13 protein-coding genes are annotated in these 15,709 nt (G+C 44.7%); 1 reads left to right on the forward strand and 12 read right to left on the reverse strand.

The window, feature by feature from the left end:
* Positions 1 to 12: 12 nt before the first annotated feature.
* The 9 genes from plsY to VB077_RS12245 all read right to left on the reverse strand — a co-directional run bounded on the left by plsY (position 13) and on the right by VB077_RS12245 (position 9,322).
* On the reverse strand, positions 13 to 600 hold the full coding sequence (gene plsY, locus VB077_RS12205; protein WP_323415524.1) for a glycerol-3-phosphate 1-O-acyltransferase PlsY: 588 nt from the start codon (positions 598 to 600) through the stop codon (positions 13 to 15).
* 9 nt (positions 601 to 609) lie between these two features.
* Entirely contained in the window at positions 610 to 1,935 is a 1,326-nt protein-coding gene (gene der / locus VB077_RS12210) for a ribosome biogenesis GTPase Der (RefSeq protein WP_323415525.1), read from the reverse strand.
* Positions 1,928 to 3,265 (reverse strand): DUF512 domain-containing protein, encoded by a 1,338-nt coding sequence (locus tag VB077_RS12215; RefSeq protein WP_323415526.1) that lies wholly within the window; start codon positions 3,263 to 3,265, stop codon positions 1,928 to 1,930. Before VB077_RS12215 ends, der begins: the two co-directional genes overlap by 8 nt.
* Entirely contained in the window at positions 3,262 to 3,843 is a 582-nt protein-coding gene (locus VB077_RS12220) for a hypothetical protein (protein ID WP_323415527.1), read from the reverse strand. Before VB077_RS12220 ends, VB077_RS12215 begins: the two co-directional genes overlap by 4 nt.
* Before the next feature lie 13 nt (positions 3,844 to 3,856).
* Positions 3,857 to 5,035, reverse strand: coding sequence for a putative lipid II flippase FtsW (gene ftsW / locus VB077_RS12225; protein WP_323415528.1), 1,179 nt, complete (start codon positions 5,033 to 5,035; stop codon positions 3,857 to 3,859).
* 116 nt (positions 5,036 to 5,151) lie between these two features.
* Positions 5,152 to 7,164, reverse strand: a complete 2,013-nt coding sequence (locus VB077_RS12230) for a bifunctional 4-hydroxy-3-methylbut-2-enyl diphosphate reductase/30S ribosomal protein S1 (RefSeq protein ID WP_323415529.1) — start codon at positions 7,162 to 7,164, stop codon at positions 5,152 to 5,154.
* Positions 7,165 to 7,273: 109 nt separating this feature from the next.
* A complete protein-coding gene (locus VB077_RS12235) occupies positions 7,274 to 7,864 on the reverse strand; it encodes a lysophospholipid acyltransferase family protein (RefSeq protein WP_323415530.1) in 591 nt (196 codons plus the stop codon).
* 10 nt (positions 7,865 to 7,874) lie between these two features.
* Complete coding sequence (gene cmk / locus VB077_RS12240) at positions 7,875 to 8,540, reverse strand: (d)CMP kinase (protein WP_323415531.1); 666 nt, start codon at positions 8,538 to 8,540, stop codon at positions 7,875 to 7,877.
* A gap of 95 nt (positions 8,541 to 8,635) precedes the next feature.
* Positions 8,636 to 9,322 carry a CPBP family intramembrane glutamic endopeptidase gene (locus tag VB077_RS12245; protein ID WP_323415532.1) on the reverse strand — a complete coding sequence of 229 codons (687 nt, stop codon included), beginning with the start codon at positions 9,320 to 9,322 and terminating at the stop codon, positions 8,636 to 8,638.
* Between the two features lie 252 nt (positions 9,323 to 9,574).
* Between VB077_RS12245 and VB077_RS12250 the strand changes: the two genes are divergently transcribed.
* Complete coding sequence (locus tag VB077_RS12250; protein WP_323415533.1) at positions 9,575 to 9,709, forward strand: hypothetical protein; 135 nt, start codon at positions 9,575 to 9,577, stop codon at positions 9,707 to 9,709.
* Positions 9,710 to 9,770: 61 nt separating this feature from the next.
* Here the strand turns inward: VB077_RS12250 and VB077_RS12255 are convergent, their stop codons facing one another.
* From VB077_RS12255 to aroA, 3 genes are all read right to left on the reverse strand, one after another.
* Positions 9,771 to 11,507 (reverse strand): L-lactate permease, encoded by a 1,737-nt coding sequence (locus VB077_RS12255; protein ID WP_323415534.1) that lies wholly within the window; start codon positions 11,505 to 11,507, stop codon positions 9,771 to 9,773.
* A gap of 389 nt (positions 11,508 to 11,896) precedes the next feature.
* Positions 11,897 to 13,612 carry an L-lactate permease gene (locus VB077_RS12260; protein WP_323415535.1) on the reverse strand — a complete coding sequence of 572 codons (1,716 nt, stop codon included), beginning with the start codon at positions 13,610 to 13,612 and terminating at the stop codon, positions 11,897 to 11,899.
* Between the two features lie 797 nt (positions 13,613 to 14,409).
* A complete protein-coding gene (aroA, locus tag VB077_RS12265; protein ID WP_323415536.1) occupies positions 14,410 to 15,702 on the reverse strand; it encodes a 3-phosphoshikimate 1-carboxyvinyltransferase in 1,293 nt (430 codons plus the stop codon).
* Positions 15,703 to 15,709 lie beyond the last annotated feature (7 nt).

The following is a 15,709-nucleotide window of genomic DNA, read 5'->3' on the forward strand; positions in this document are numbered from 1 at the left end:
GCCTTACCCTTTCTATTTTTTCTGACCGACCCGACTCTCGGTTCCATTTAAAATTCGCTGAAAGTTTGTCCTATGACGAATCAGCACTAAAGCAGCTGCGATTACGATAAACACCTTATAAGCGACCGGCTTATCGTAAACAAAAACAGAGATAAGGACCGTTATCGTTCCGAAAACAGATCCCAGGGAAACATAACGTGACAAGAAAACAACGATTGCGAACACGAGGATTGCTAAAATAGTAATCTTCGGCATCAATACAAGAATAATGCCCAAGCCGGAGGCAACCCCTTTGCCACTCGGTTTAAACCCAAAAAGGGGATTCCAGCTATGTCCGGCCATCGCCAGCAATCCGCCGACAATGCCACCCCAGGGACCAAAGAAGTGATACCCCAGCCATGCTGCCATAGCTCCCTTCAAAGCATCCCCAAGCAGAACCGCAATTCCCCATTTTACACCCAACACGCGAAATGCATTTGTTGTCCCCATATTTCCGCTTCCATGTTTACGAACATCGATATTCTTAAACCGTCCTGCAATATAGGCAAAAGGGATAGCGCCTAAAAAATAGGCAATGATAAAAATCCCATACTGTCCCATACCTTAATATTACTCCTTTTCTTCATCTTTTTGGCGGATCACAAGGCGGATTGGTGAGCCCTCAAACCCAAAACTTTTCCGCAGCTGGTTTTCAAGGTAACGCTTGTAGGAAAAATGCAACAGCTCAGGATCATTGACAAAGCAAACGAACGTCGGAGGCTTTACCCCGACCTGAGTCATATAGAGAATTTTAAGACGTCGGCCTTTATCCGTAGCCGGAGGATTAAGATGAACCCATTCCCGAACCAAGCTGTTAAGCGTCGCTGTCGTTATTCTTGTTGCATTCTGTTCAGCTACAAAATCAACAAGCTCAAGCAATCGGTTAACCCGCTGTCCTGTCTTAGCGGAAATAAAGAGAGTGGGAACATAAAGCATAAAACTTAATTCTTCGCGTATTTCCTTTTCATAACGATTCATCGATTTATCGTCTTTTTCAATGAGATCCCATTTATTAACAACAAGAATGATTCCTTTACCCGCTTCATGGGCATAGCCCGCAATTTTTTTATCCTGCTCGGTGACTCCCTCTGTAGCATCAATCAGCATCAGGACAACATCGCAGCGATCGACTGCACGCAAGGAACGTGATACGCTGTAACGTTCAGTCAATTCATCAATTCTGCCCTTGCGCCGCATACCCGCGGTATCGATTAAGATATAATGCTTGCCTTCATGTTCAAAAGCGGTATCAATCGCATCCCGGGTTGTTCCCGGCACATTGCTGACAATAACGCGTTCCTCGCCCAGCAGGGCGTTGACGAGAGAGGATTTTCCCACATTAGGACGGCCAATAGCGGCGATTTTAATGATATCCGGATCATACTCTTCTTCTTCTTGCTCAGGAAAATGGGCGACTACTGCATCCAGTAAATCACCGATATTCATTCCGTGAACAGCAGAAATCGGAATCGGTTCGCCTAAACCCAGACTGTAAAGCTCATAGAGCTCAGCCTTAGCAAAATTCTCGACCTTATTGGCGGCAATAACAACAGGCTTACCGGACCGACGCAGCGTTTGTGCAATCAGTTCATCATCGGGCGTGAGCGGCACCTGTGCATCCAGAACAAAAACGATGACATCCGCCTCTTCAATCGCGATCTCTGCCTGTCTTCGCATTTGGGTCGGAATTGATGTCTCCTCGTTTTTAAATTCGATTCCGCCGGTATCAATAATCGTAAACTTCCGCCCCAGCCATTCCGAATCACGATAAAGACGATCACGCGTCACCCCGGGCCGGTCTTCGACGATGGCCACTAGTCCGCCGGCTAACCGATTAAATAAAGTGGACTTTCCGACATTGGGACGCCCTACAATTGCTACAACAGGTTTACTCAATGGTTTCTCCCTCCAAAACTACGCCGGTTACTGCTTGAACAAATGCAGCACCATGGTTTTCCACAATTAAGGGAACTCCATGGACCTTTTCGGCGAGCCAAGTCACACTCTGATTATCTAAGAATATATCTTCATCCGATTTGAGCATCACACTGGGAACTAAGAATAATTCCCCGTTTAGGTCCGGAAGCTGCTCGGCAATATCTTGAGCGGTTAAGAGCCCCGCGACCGTAACGGTTGTTCCAAAAAAACGATTTTCCAGCGTATGTAAAATCAGATGCAAACTCGCATACTTCTCGAAGCGTTGAATGATTTTTCGAAAGAACGGGGTCGCTGAGGTCCCGGTCAGAATATGAACCCTACGTTCCGGCAAATCCTTTGGCAGGCTGCGGAAAGCCTCTTCAAACTCTGCGCGGAACTTGCTGGCCATCCCCACACCATTTTCCAACTGCGGAAAATCATCATAAACTTCGACCCCGGAGAAGTCCCAGCCGGCTTGAGCATAAAACTCATCCGAAAAATAAACTAAGCGCCGCCCCGTTATTTCAAGAAACTTAGCCTGCCAACACTGCCCTTGTTCCAGGATCTGTTGAGACTCCGCCGTTGTAAAACCCCGTAATTGAGGAAGTCCTTCCCTATATCGGGTCAAGCCGACCGGTACAACAGCGATCGATTGAACCGCCGGATAGAGCTTTCCCAGCTCACTTACTGTTTCCTTAAGAACGTCGCCATCATTATAGCCCGGAACCAGAACAATCTGCGCATGAATAGTAATTCCCGCCGCGGCTAATCTGTTCAACTGTGCGGATAGATCGCCCGCTTTAGGGTTTTTCATTAAGCGAACCCGTTCCTCTGATCTCCAAGCATGAACGGAAATATAGAGCGGACTTAAATGCAGACGCTCAATCCTCTCAAATTCTGTCTCACTTAAATTAGAAAGGGTAATAAAACTTCCCTGAGTCAAGGAAAGGCGATAATCGTCATCCTTATCATAGAGACTTTCCCTCATTCCTTTCGGCATTTGGGCAACAAAACAGAAAAGACAGTTATTTTTGCACAGTTTCAGTCCATCAGCACTAACCGCTTTTACCTCAAGACCAAGCTCCTCTCCGGGATCACGCTCAATCTCCAGTTCCCAGACTTCGTTATTTTCCTTCTCGACCCAAAGGGTAAATTCCTCATCAGCCGTAAGATACTGGAAATCAATGATATCCTCAAGCTCTTGTTCATTAACAGCTAAGATCCGATCGCCCGGAACAATCTCCATTTCCTCGGCTATGCTTCCCGGTTGAATTTCCGCTACGACTAAGCCTTTAGGCACAGTCTTCATTCCTTTTCACTCATTTCTGTCAATACATCGTTCCTTTTCTTCCAAATCATTCGCACGCCCGCAGCTCCTGCCAGAAACAGCACACTTAAGTTCCAGAAAAAAGGATCCGGCAAATCATAATGCCGCACTATCCCTTGAAATAAAAATATGGATATTCCTAAATCGGCCAGGATTCCACCGGCTAGGGCAAGTCCCATTCCCCAGAAATCATGGGTGGTTAACACGACTGTAACTAAAACCATTGCCCCTAAAAAAAATTGTTCTCCTTTAAATATACTCGGCTCATTCACGATAAACAGATTTTGTGCGGCAAATGCTGAGGCAGTTATTAAGACAGGCAGAATCTTTCGTCCCTTTGTCCTTTGCCAAGCCATACCGGCAAAGAAACCCAAGACCATCACCCTTGAAAAATGCCAATGCCAAGTGTTATTCCACGGAAAAATGCTTTCCAATATCCATCCTGTCAGCCAGGAAAGCCACACCCCTCCCCAAAATATTCTCGATCGGCGCGTGTTGCCACATCCTAAATAATATAGCCCTATACCAAAGATGACGTATTCACCAATAGGGAAAGTCAAGTTTTTTCACCCCCTATTGACTTACTGACTTGACTCCCCCTATTATGCCCTTCAAATCCGTATTGAGACGTGAATAACGTGAAATATTCATTAAAATTCCGATCTCTGCTAAAGTAATCACTAATGAGCTTCCCCCATACGAAACGAGGGGTAAAGTAACTCCGGTAACCGGCATCACCCCTGTCACCACCGCTAAATTCATTACAGTCTGGACAGCAAGTGAGGTCGTAATGCCAAAAGCCAATAATCGACCGAACCGATCCTCGCACCTTTGAGCAATATAATAACTACGCGTATAGAATACAACGAACAAGCTCAATAAAATAAGTGCTCCGATAAGTCCAAGTTCCTCTCCAATCACCGCAAAGATCATATCGGTATATATTTCAGGAAGAAAACCGAATTTTTGCATACTATGACCCAACCCTACCCCAAAAATTCCGCCGGAGCCAAAAGCGATCTGGGCATTGGTAATTTGGTAACCCAGGGTACTTGCGTATTTCCACGGATCAAGCCATGCCAGGATCCGATTCCACTGATATTCCGTATGGCGGATTAAATACATGAGGGGAATAGAAACACAGGGAATCGCTATCACAAACCAACGCGTCGGAAGCTCTGTTTGCCAAAGCATCGCTGCCACTGTAATCCCTAAGACCATCGTTGTCCCTAAATCCGGCTGTTTATAAACCAACCCTAATATCAAAACCACAAATACACCCGCAATAGCGAAGTCACGTAATTTTCTAACCGGATATCGATCGAGAACATAGGCTAAAAATAAAATAAGGGCCAATTTAGAGATCTCCGAAGGTTGTACTTTGATCGGTCCGATTTTCAGCCACCTTGCCGAACCCATAGCTGCAAACCCTGCATCTGTATAGAGAACGGCGACTAACAGCAAAATACTGATGATGATCCCCAGACCCGAAAGGCGCCGCCAAATTTTATAAGGTAAATTCGCCGTGATCACGGCTACTCCCCCGCCGAGGATAGCCCACTTAGCTTGCTGTATCACATAGAAAAAGGAATTATGATTTTCTGTATTGTTATAGCTTCGGACAGATCCAGCCGAAAGCACCATAATTAAACCAAAAGCCAAGATAGCTAAAGTCATTATGATGAGAGGAAAGTCAATACCTTGTTTAGGCAAGGTATTTTTTCCCCCTATATCTCTTCGTTGCCTTGGCATCGCCTATCACTCACTTTTTTGAGAATGCTGTAAAAGCTTATACATTTCGATACGGGCAAGAAACGACTTCCTGCAAATCATGCAAGAAGTCATATCTCGCTCAATCCTATCTTGACTTATTGATCCGAATCCTTTTTAAAGGCATCCCCGATTGTAACCTCAGGAATATCCGGTTGTGATTCAAGCATTTCCTTTTCTTGGGCAACCTGCGCTTCAGTGATTGCTTCGCGAATGCTGAGGCTGATCCGTTTTTCTTCCGGCTTGCACTCAATAACCTTAGCTTGAACCATATCCCCCACTTTAACTACATCCTCAACTTTAGCCACACGCTTTTCTGACAGCTGAGAAATATGAATCAACCCATCAATGCCGTCTTCCAATTGAACAAATGCTCCGAAAGGAACCAAACGAACAACCTTGCCCGTTACAAGGGTACCCACCGCATATTTTTCGGAAGCGCTTTCCCAAGGGCTCTTTTTCAGCTGTTTTAACCCTAAAGAAATCTTGGAATGTTCCCTGTCAACTTTTAAGACTTGTACCTCGACTTCGTCCCCGACTTTGACGATTTCAGAAGGATGCTTGATTCTGGAATACGACATTTCCGAAATATGTAAAAGTCCGTCAACCCCACCGATATCAATAAATGCACCAAAATCAGCCAGCCGCTGAACGGTACCTGTAACAATTTCACCCTCTTGCAGTGTTTCAAAAATTCTTTTACGATTGTTTTCCTGTTCCTCAGCAAGAATAGCCTTCTGGGAAAGGACAACTTTCCGTCTTTGCGGATCAAATTCAATAACGCGCAAGCGCAGCGTTTGTCCCAGAAACTGCTTTAAATCCGCAACGTACCCTATTTGAATCTGTGAAGCAGGTACAAACCCCCGCATTCCAACATCCACGAGTAAGCCGCCTTTGACCACCCCCGTGACCTTTGCCTGAAGCTCTTGTTTTGACTCGGCTAATTGTTCAAGGCGCTCACTGGCCAGTTCTTCATCCACTCTGCGTTTGGAAAGTACCGGATTTCCCTCTTGGTTTTCGACACGCAGCACTACGGTTTTAATTTTATCTCCGATAGCGACAACTTCGCTTGGATCAGTAATCGTTGCGGCAGATAGCTCCTTTAATTCGATAACTCCTTCTGATTTCCATCCTAAATCAACATATACTTCATCATGCGTCATCTTCACAACGGTTCCGGTCACAACCGCACCCCGGTGCAATTTCAGCATATGATCTGCCCAGTTCTCCAGGCTTAATTCGTTGCTATTCATTTCTGCATCATTTTGAGTGACTAAATCCTTTTCCTCGATTTCTGACATCTTCTTTTTTACCTCCTCAATTATCCAATCTGGTGTCGAGGCTCCGGCGGTTAAACCCGCCTTTTGAATTCCCTTAAACCAGTTTTCATTCAATTCTTCTTCGGTTTCGATAAGATAAGTTTGAGTTTGCTCAGAACAGATCGATGCTAACTTTCGTGTATTTGCGCTGTTTTTGCCGCCAACAACGATCATAACATCAACTTTTCCGGCCAGCTCTCGCGCTACCGTTTGCCGTTCCTCAGTGGCATTGCATATTGTGTTGTAAACGGTTAATTCCTGAGTATGGTGACGCAATTCATCAACAATCCTCTGAAAATTAGCATGGAGTTGCGTCGTCTGAGCAAGGACGGACAAATGCTGATAAAAAGGAAGTTCCTGAGCTTCTTCCAGCTTTTCTATCGCAAAGGCATTACCGCCGGCCCAGCCTAAAATTCCCTGAACTTCCGGGTGATGCTTGTTCCCCACAACAATAACCTGACTTTTTAGTGAAGCTTCCGCAGCAAGCTTTTGAGCTTTTTGAACAAAAGGGCAAGTCGCATCTTCGACTTTGATTCCTCTTTCTTTGGCCATTTGATATATTTCCGGAGGAACCCCATGCGAGCGGATAATCATCGTTTCTCCCGGCTTAACCTTATCAACAGCTTCGATGACACGCACGCCTTGTTTCTCCAAGCGATCTACGACCTGCTGATTATGGATCAAAGGGCCAAAAGAGACCGTCGCTGAATTTTGAACCGTACGTTCTGCCCTATCCAATGCGCGTTTGACTCCAAAGCAAAAACCTGCTTTTTCTGCTTGGATAACCTCCAATTTAGATCCTCCTTAGTTTGGCATAACGAATATTTTCGCCAACTTGGGCAAAAATCCTTCATGTATAGTATAAATTACCCTCTCCGAAAAAAAACATACCGATGGAATATCACGTTTCTAAGGAAGCAAGAGCTTCCATAATTTGTTCAGTGACCCACTCCCGGCGATTAGCAACTCCGGCAGGGGGCTTCATCTTTTCCGGAGTTAAAGGAGAACCAAGCACTACTTCAAGCTTGCCCCAGCCCTTGATCAATAAATTTTGGGTCCCCGTAACTTTAACCGGAATGACCGTTGCCTTTCCTTTTTCCATAAGGAGGGCCACTCCGGGTAAACCTTTTTGCAACTCACCCGATTGCGAACGCCTTCCTTCAGGAAATATTCCCAAAACCTTTTGATCTTTAAGTACTTTTAAAGATTGCCGAATCGCGCTCATATCCCCCTGTCCCCGTTTAACCGGGAAAGCATTCAAGCGGTGAATGAGAGGCCCTAACAAAGGGTTGGCAAACAGTTCCTCTTTGGCCATAAAAGAAACAGGTCGCGGAACACTACACGCCGCAACAATTGGGTCCCATAAGCTAACATGGTTAATTGCCAGAATAACCGGTCCTTCAGCGGGCATATTTTCAAGGCCTTTTATCTTCCATCCCATTATTTTAAATTGAAGGCGAAATAAGCCTTTAGCGAATTGATATAAAGACATAGTGAACCTCCTATAGATCAGCCGTTAATTTGATAATCTGATCTACGATTTCTTGTACAGATAAGCCCGTCGTATCAAGGATTAGGGCATCCGCAGCAGGTATAAGCGGTGCGACAGCGCGCTCTGAATCCTGTTTATCCCGTCTTTGCATATCCTGCTTCACCTCATCCAAAGAGAGTTCTTTGCCGGAGTTATAGAGCTCCAGCCAGCGTCGATAAGCTCTCTCCTCAGGGGATGCCGTCAAAAAAATCTTAAGATCCGCTTGGGGCAAAACAACCGTTCCAATGTCCCGGCCATCCATAATTACCGCACCACGCTCTGCCTCCCGGCGTTGAAGCTGAACCAGGCGTTCACGGACTATCGGATATGCCGCAATCTTCGAAACGGCTCGCGAAACCTCAGGATTGCGGATAGCTTCTGTCACATCTTCTCCGTCACAAAAAACACGACGTGCATCCGAATGATCTAAAACAATCTCGGTCTCCTGCACCATTTGTCCCACTTCGTCTTCATGATCAATAGGAATATTCGAACGTAAGGTCTTTAAAGCAATGGCACGGTACATTGCACCTGTATCGACATAAAATATCCCCAAACGTTTGGCTACTGCTTTGGCAATGGTACTTTTTCCGGCTCCTGCCGGTCCGTCTACAGCGACTTTAATTTGTTCATTCACGTGTTCTACCTCAAATAATCATATTCGTTTCATTATACCATAATGTCCCAAGCCTAAACAAACTAATAAAGGAAACTAAAGTAATGTAAGGCTAATTATACACCTGATATTGCTACTAACGTCAAGGCTACTATATTATTCAAAGAATGGAGAGCAACTGAGGGATAAATGGATTTATATTTATCATAGAGATAGGCTAACATCAATCCTAAGACAAAACGGGGTATAAATCCGTATGCCTGAAGATGAAGTACCGAGAAAAATGCAGCACTGAGAACCGCTGAAGTCCACTTTCCGAAGTAAGTCTGCAGCCCGCCAAAAATAACTCCCCTGAAAAGAGTTTCTTCAAGCAGGGGTGCTAAAATTCCTGCGAGGATTAGATTAAGGATGAAGGAAAGGGCAGTCGTACTCCCCAGTAATCGAGTGTAAACATCTGTGGTTGATGGTGTTATCCCTTTCTCAAAAAGGGTAACACTATACATAATATTAATGATCCAGGTAAGGCCGTAAATTTTCAAAACGGTTCCGAAATATTTATAGGTTTCAATTTTTCTCCACCCATAATCCGACCAACTCCAGTGACGCGTTCGGGTTAATATCCAAAGCAAGATAAAAAACGTCAGCTGGGTAACAAAACCATTCACATAAAGCAAGATTCTGTCATGTGGCCACCAGCTTGCAATCCAGCCTGTCGCAATGCCTAAAATAATAAACAAACCGATAATTCCGGCAACAGCAATTAAAAGATCAATCCAACCCAAATGTCGCTCTTTTTCCTCCATCTATTTCTCACCTTTCCAAACCTTTATCCGATGACTAACCGCCACTGAGATTCCCACTTCTTAAGTTGGAGATAAATGGCGCTAAGTCCCTGGACATAGGAAGCTTGCTTGCTTTGCAAGCTTAGCTGACTTGTCCTCTGTGGGGATAAGTCAACTAAACTCCACCTGAAGTAAGTTTCCTATATTGGAGTGCCAGAATCACTCATAGTATATACTAACATAAAATTAAACTTTAAGGAGGCTGCAATCTGAATGCCGTTCCAGAGTTCACAGATCCCTGGGATGAGCGAGCTAAATGACCCCGGCATTATCGGAATGGTCCGTAAGGAGCAAGATGAGAATTTTCTTCTTTTCGATGCTGCAGTCCGCTATCCGGTAATTGAGTAAAAAACAAATTGAAAAGGTTACCCTCATTAAAGAGAGTAACCTTTTCAAACTCACTGTATTCTTATTTATATGGAACTTGCATCCATGGCCAGATATAGGCTTGAGCCCAAACAAGAGCACTCAGCAGGATGGCTAAAGCGAGACTATGCGGGAATACTTTTCGGAAAATCGGTCCGACGGCATTCATGCCATCTTCATGTTTCTCATAACAAGCAACGGTTGAAACAACAATACTTTGGGCATCGATCATTTTACCCATAACTCCCCCCGTACTGTTCGCTGTAACGATGAGCACAGGGTTTAAACCAAGCTGATCGGCAGTAATATGCTGTAAACTTCCGAACATTGCATTTGATGAAGTATCACTTCCTGTGAGGAACACACCCAACCAGCCTAGCATTGAGGCAAAGAACGGATAAGCCATTCCTGTTTTCGTGAAGGCAAGACCCATAATAGCATCCGTACCTGCATAACGGGTTGTGTAGCCTAATCCCAAAACCGTACAAATCACCGTCAAGGGAACACGCATCCGGAAGAACGTAATTTTGAAGATTTCTTTCCATTGCTTCGCACTTACTTTGAGAATAAATATTCCGCCGATAAATGCCGCCACCAACATTGCCGTTCCGGCAAATGTTAAGAAGTTAAAGGTATAAAATGCAGGTTCCATTGTTGGCTGCGGAGATACGGGCGCTGTCCGATAAACAACCCCATGCAAGAAAGGAACCGGAATTTTCGGGGCAAAAATTCCATTAAAGAAAGTTTTAAAGGAGGATTGTCCCCATGTAAATACTGCAATCGCCATTAAGGCCCATGGAGCCCAAGCCTTGGCCAGCTGTCCCATTGAGTATTTGGGAATTTCCAATGATTTACGCCCCAGGCCTGCGGTTGCGGCACTTTGATTCTCATGTGCATCCTCATGTGTCATAAGATGCTTTGGCTTCCAAATCTTTAAGAAAAGAGCAGTAACAACCATACTCACAATACCGGCACCTATGTCGACTAACTCAACATTGCCTGCTTGTGACATGGTAAATTGAGTAATTGCAAAAGAAAGACCTGAAACTAAGGTAGCCGGCCATACTTCAAATACATCTTTCCATGATCCTTTGTCCATGAAAACTAATGTTGCCACCAACCAGAACGGTACAATCAATGAAAAGAAGGGGAGCTGACGCCCTGCTTGCATACTGAGCAGGCTCGGGTCAATTCCGGAAACATTTCCCAGCGTAAGAATCGGCGTACCGATCGATCCCCAAGCTACAGGTGCGGTATTGGCAATCAGACAAATAACAGCAGCCGTCATCGGTTTAAAACCGACACCCACCATCAATGCTCCCGCAACAGCTACCGGAGTTCCGAAACCCGAAGCCCCTTCCATGAACGCACCAAAACTGAAGGCAATCAATAACGCCTGTAAGCGGCGGTCCGGGGAAATCGAAGCCACAGAGTTCTTGACGATTTCAAACTGACCTGTAACAACAGTCATGGTATAAAGAAAAATAGCGCCAAAAACAATCCAGCCAATTGGGAATAGACCATTAGCAGCTCCATAACCAAAGGCTGCCAGGGCAGTGGGAAGAGGCATTTTCATCATAAAAACAGAGACGAGAATCCCTACGGTTGCCGCGGCTATTGCCGCATAAGGTGCAAAAATTCCTAGCTGACGCCGTCCTTGTTTATCTTTATGCGGATGAAGTGCCAAAAGGTACAGTAATACAAGAATCGGCAACGCAGCTAGGAATGTAGATAAAACAACATTCCCTGTGGGATCATAGTTTTGAAAATACTTTTCCATATTATTTCCCCTTCCAAATCTTCTGCTGATTTCTTTCGAACGGAGCTCATAAAAAAATATAATAAATGCGGTAACGAGCCTACGCTGTTAGTGCCCGCTAAAATCCTCCTTTCCGTCAACTTTTCTTTACCAGTTTCTAAGGTAGACAGCCAGTGTCCCTATCTGCTGGTAAGACCATTAGAGATTGAATCCTACAGAAAGTATTTTATAAAATACCCCTTCTTAATTCTACAAACAATTCTAAATTCCTTCTCGTATTTCGAATTATTTTACTATTTCTAATATTACTATTGTTTAATATAGAAGGATAAAGATAATTGACAGTATAAAAAAAGGCTACCCCCCGAGGAGAGTAACCTTTTACCGTTTTTAGTGTTTTGTGTTTGGTTTTACTTAAAGGGAACTTGCATCCATGTCCAGACATAGGCTTGCAGCCAAACAAGTATACCCATCAGGATAGCTAAAGCAAGGCTGTGCGGGAAAACCTTTCTGAAGATTGGTCCAACCGCATTCATTCCTTCTTCATGATTATCATAGCAAGCTACTGTTGATACGACGATACTTTGGGCATCAATCATTTTACCCATAACACCACCCGTACTATTCGACGTAACGATGAGTACAGGATTTAAACTAAGTTGATCTGCCGTAATATGCTGCAAGCTTCCGAACATTGCATTTGATGAGGTATCACTGCCGGTGAGGAACACGCCCAACCAACCGAGCATTGCCGCAAAGAACGGATAAGCAGTACCCGTCTTCGTGAAGGCCAGACCTAAGATAGCATCAGTACCGGCATAACGAGTCATATAACCCAAACCAAGAACTGTACAAATAACTGTCAAAGGAACACGCATCCGGAAGAACGTAATCTTAAAGGTTTCTTTCCACTGTTCAGCTGTAACTTTAAGAATAAAGATACCTGCGACAAATGATGCGAGCATCAAAGCAGTTCCGGCGAATGTAAGGAAATTGAAGGTATAAATGGCACCTTCCATCGTTGGCTGAGGAACGACCGGAGCGGTCCGGAATACAACCCCGTGCAAGAATGGAACAGGAATTTTCGGAGCAAAGATGCCGTTGAAGAAATTCTTAAAGGACGTTTGGCCCCAGGTAAATACAGCAATCGCCATTAAGGCCCAAGGAGCCCATGCTTTCGCAAGCTGACGACCTGTGTACTTCGGAATTTCCAATTTCTTGTTGCCTACGTTCTCATGTGCATCCTCATGTGTCATAAGATGCTTGGGCTGCCATACTTTTAAGAAGAGAGTTGTAATAACCATACTCACGATACCGGAACCAATATCGACCAACTCAACATTACCAAATTGCGACATTGTTAATTGGGTTAACGCGAAGGAAAGACCTGAAACTAAGGTAGCCGGCCAAACCTCCCAAACATCTTTCCACGAACCTTTATCCATAAAGACCAAGGTTGCGACCAACCAGAAAGGAACAATTAACGAAAAGAAGGGAAGTTGACGACCTGCTTGCATACTAATAAGACTTGCATCAATTCCCGAAACACTCGCCAAGGTAAGAATTGGCGTACCAATTGATCCCCAAGCCACAGGGGCCGTATTAGCAATCAAGCAAACCACAGCTGCGGTCATTGGTTTAAAACCGACACCCACCATCAATGCCCCGGCAACAGCAACCGGAGTTCCAAAACCAGAAGCCCCTTCCATGAATGCACCAAAGCTGAAAGCAATCAATAATGCCTGTAACCGACGGTCCGGAGTAATCGAAGCGACTGAATTTTTTACAATATCAAATTGACCTGTAACAACGGTTAATGTATAAAGGAAAATCGCACCAAAGACAATCCAACCAATCGGGAATAGACCATTTGCGGCACCATAGGCAAACGCAGCTACCGCGGTAGAAACCGGCATCTTCATCATTAAAACTGAAACTAAAAGGCCGACAATCGCTGCGGATATTGCCGCATAAGGAGCAAAAATTCCCATAATGCGTTTACCATTTTTATCTTTATGTGGATGGAGCGCTAATAAATATAATAAAACAAGAATTGGCAGTGCTGCTAAGAAAGTTGATAAAACAACACTTCCCGTGGGGTTGTAGTTTTGAAAATACTTCTCCATGAAAATTTCTCCTTCCTAATCCTCTGCTCTACTTTTTTGAGCTTAAATAAGTATGATAACGTAACGTAACCTATCCTCCTTTCTTCTAATTTCTTAGCCAGCTATTTAAAAACAGATGATATAAAATACACGTGACATGAAAAAACATCTGCTGGTTAGACCACTACTTTCAATATTCAAGATAGTCAAAATTGATTTTCAATTCTAATTTCTATAAATTCTACGTATTTTGTCGAATTCCTGCTATCATTTCTAATTTTTTGAATACTTTTATATATTAAATTTTTATGACTTTATCTGATTCTCATATGGCAGAGAATGACTGGCTTGCGATAAAAAAGACCTGGGGCTGTCGCAAAACCTATGGTCGTATAATTTCGCGCATATCCGTACCTTCGGGCGTGAATCTCCACCGGAGACTCACGTACTCTAGCGCTCCGGGACTGGTTCACTTCGCCTTCGTAGCAGCTACCTGCGGCGGATAAGAATCATTTGTAGAATGCCGCCTTGGGCGAAAATGTCCACTGGACACTTTCGTGCCAAAACTCTGGGCAATACCTGATGTGAACCACTGGCTGCGCTAAGCTAAAGCGCGAAACCCCTTCACGGACTTTCGGCTACGAAAGCTTTGTTCACCTGCACGTCCCTCCGCGAATCGTTCACTTCTATGCGCGAAACTACGCTTTCGGGTCTTTTGGGTTAGTCTATAATTATATGCGCACAAAAAGTGCGTACAAAAAAGGGGCTGTTTTGCAACAGTCCCTTAGTCTTTTTACCTTTATTTTGTTATATCTATGTTAAGTCATTTGCTTAATCAAGGGTAAGAAGCCCGGGAAAGAAACATAGGCTGCTTCAATGCCATCAAGACTGACCCCGTTTTCCGACAGAAGTCCTGCAATCGTCCAGGCCATTGCTAAGCGATGATCATCATGGCTGTTCACCCGTCCCCCAAGCAATTTGTTGGCTCCCTTAATGCGCATACCATCCGGAAGTTCCTCAAGATCGGCCCCCAGAGTTTGAAGCCCTTCGACTACAGTTTTAATCCTGTCAGACTCTTTTACTCTGAGCTCTGATGCGTCACGGATCACCGTCTCTCCATCGGCTAGGCTCGCGGCAACGGCTATAATAGGAATTTCATCAATTAAGCGGGGAATAATTCCCCCTCCGATTTCAATTCCATGAAGTTCCGCCGGCCTGACCCTTAAGTCAGCTCTCGGCTCTCCGCAGATTTCGGTACAATTCTCAACTTGAATATCAGCACCCATCTTGAGGAGGACTTCGAGAATTCCTGTTCTCGTCGGATTTACACCGACATTGCGAATAAGCAGCTCACCCTTTTTTATTAAGCTGCCCAGGACAAGGAAAAAAGCTGCTGAAGATATATCTCCCGGTACTGACACATCCTGAGCTGATAGCATACTGGCACCCGTAATTTTAACTTGATTTTCCTCACTCAAGACATTAACACCGAATCCGCGCAGCATCCGCTCTGTATGATCTCTGGATAATGCGGGTTCAAGCACCGTCGTAACCCCTCTTGCCCTTAGACCGGCCAGAAGAATTGCCGATTTAACTTGGGCGGAAGCCACAGGAGTCTGAAAGAAATCTCCTTGCAGATTTCCGCCTTGCAGGGTTAAAGGGGCAAAATTTCCCTCTTGGCGTCCAAGAATTTTCGCACCCATTTGCGCCAGAGGGCCTGTGACTCGTCTCATCGGACGCTTCCGAATAGAGCTGTCTCCTGTGAACGTCGAAGTAAAAGGACTGCCCGCAAGAACTCCAAGCATGAGCCGCAACGTTGTTCCCGAATTTCCGACATTCAAAACTTCCTGCGGTTCATTCCAATTTTCGAGCCCTTGCCCTTCAATCCAGACTTCTGTTTCGCGGCGTTCCCACCTGACTCCAAGTTCTTTTAAACAGTTGAGCGTGCTTAAACAATCCTGACCGGGGAGAAAATTTGTTATATGCGTTCTTCCGTGTGCCATTCCCCCGAATAATGCCGCACGATGAGATATTGATTTATCACCGGGAACGGTTATATCACCGTTAATTCTACGCCGAGGTTGAATAAAAACCCCTTCTGTTTCGGTCATATATCCA

The sequence above is a fragment of the Desulfitobacterium sp. genome (assembly GCF_034927245.1).
Classification (GTDB): domain Bacteria; phylum Bacillota; class Desulfitobacteriia; order Desulfitobacteriales; family Desulfitobacteriaceae; genus Desulfitobacterium_A.

What these genes read in the sequence shown, in the direction of transcription:
- VB077_RS12235 (WP_323415530.1), bottom strand. Translation starts at nt 7,864, where the DNA reads ATGTCTTTATATCAATTCGCTAAAGGCTTATTTCGCCTTCAATTTAAA.
- aroA (WP_323415536.1), bottom strand. Translation starts at nt 15,702, where the DNA reads ATGACCGAAACAGAAGGGGTTTTTATTCAACCTCGGCGTAGAATTAAC.
- VB077_RS12215 (WP_323415526.1), bottom strand. Translation starts at nt 3,265, where the DNA reads ATGAAGACTGTGCCTAAAGGCTTAGTCGTAGCGGAAATTCAACCGGGA.
- VB077_RS12255 (WP_323415534.1), bottom strand. Translation starts at nt 11,507, where the DNA reads ATGGAAAAGTATTTTCAAAACTATGATCCCACAGGGAATGTTGTTTTA.
- plsY (WP_323415524.1), bottom strand. Translation starts at nt 600, where the DNA reads ATGGGACAGTATGGGATTTTTATCATTGCCTATTTTTTAGGCGCTATC.
- VB077_RS12245 (WP_323415532.1), bottom strand. Translation starts at nt 9,322, where the DNA reads ATGGAGGAAAAAGAGCGACATTTGGGTTGGATTGATCTTTTAATTGCT.
- ftsW (WP_323415528.1), bottom strand. Translation starts at nt 5,035, where the DNA reads ATGCCAAGGCAACGAAGAGATATAGGGGGAAAAAATACCTTGCCTAAA.
- VB077_RS12260 (WP_323415535.1), bottom strand. Translation starts at nt 13,612, where the DNA reads ATGGAGAAGTATTTTCAAAACTACAACCCCACGGGAAGTGTTGTTTTA.
- VB077_RS12250 (WP_323415533.1), top strand. Translation starts at nt 9,575, where the DNA reads ATGCCGTTCCAGAGTTCACAGATCCCTGGGATGAGCGAGCTAAATGAC.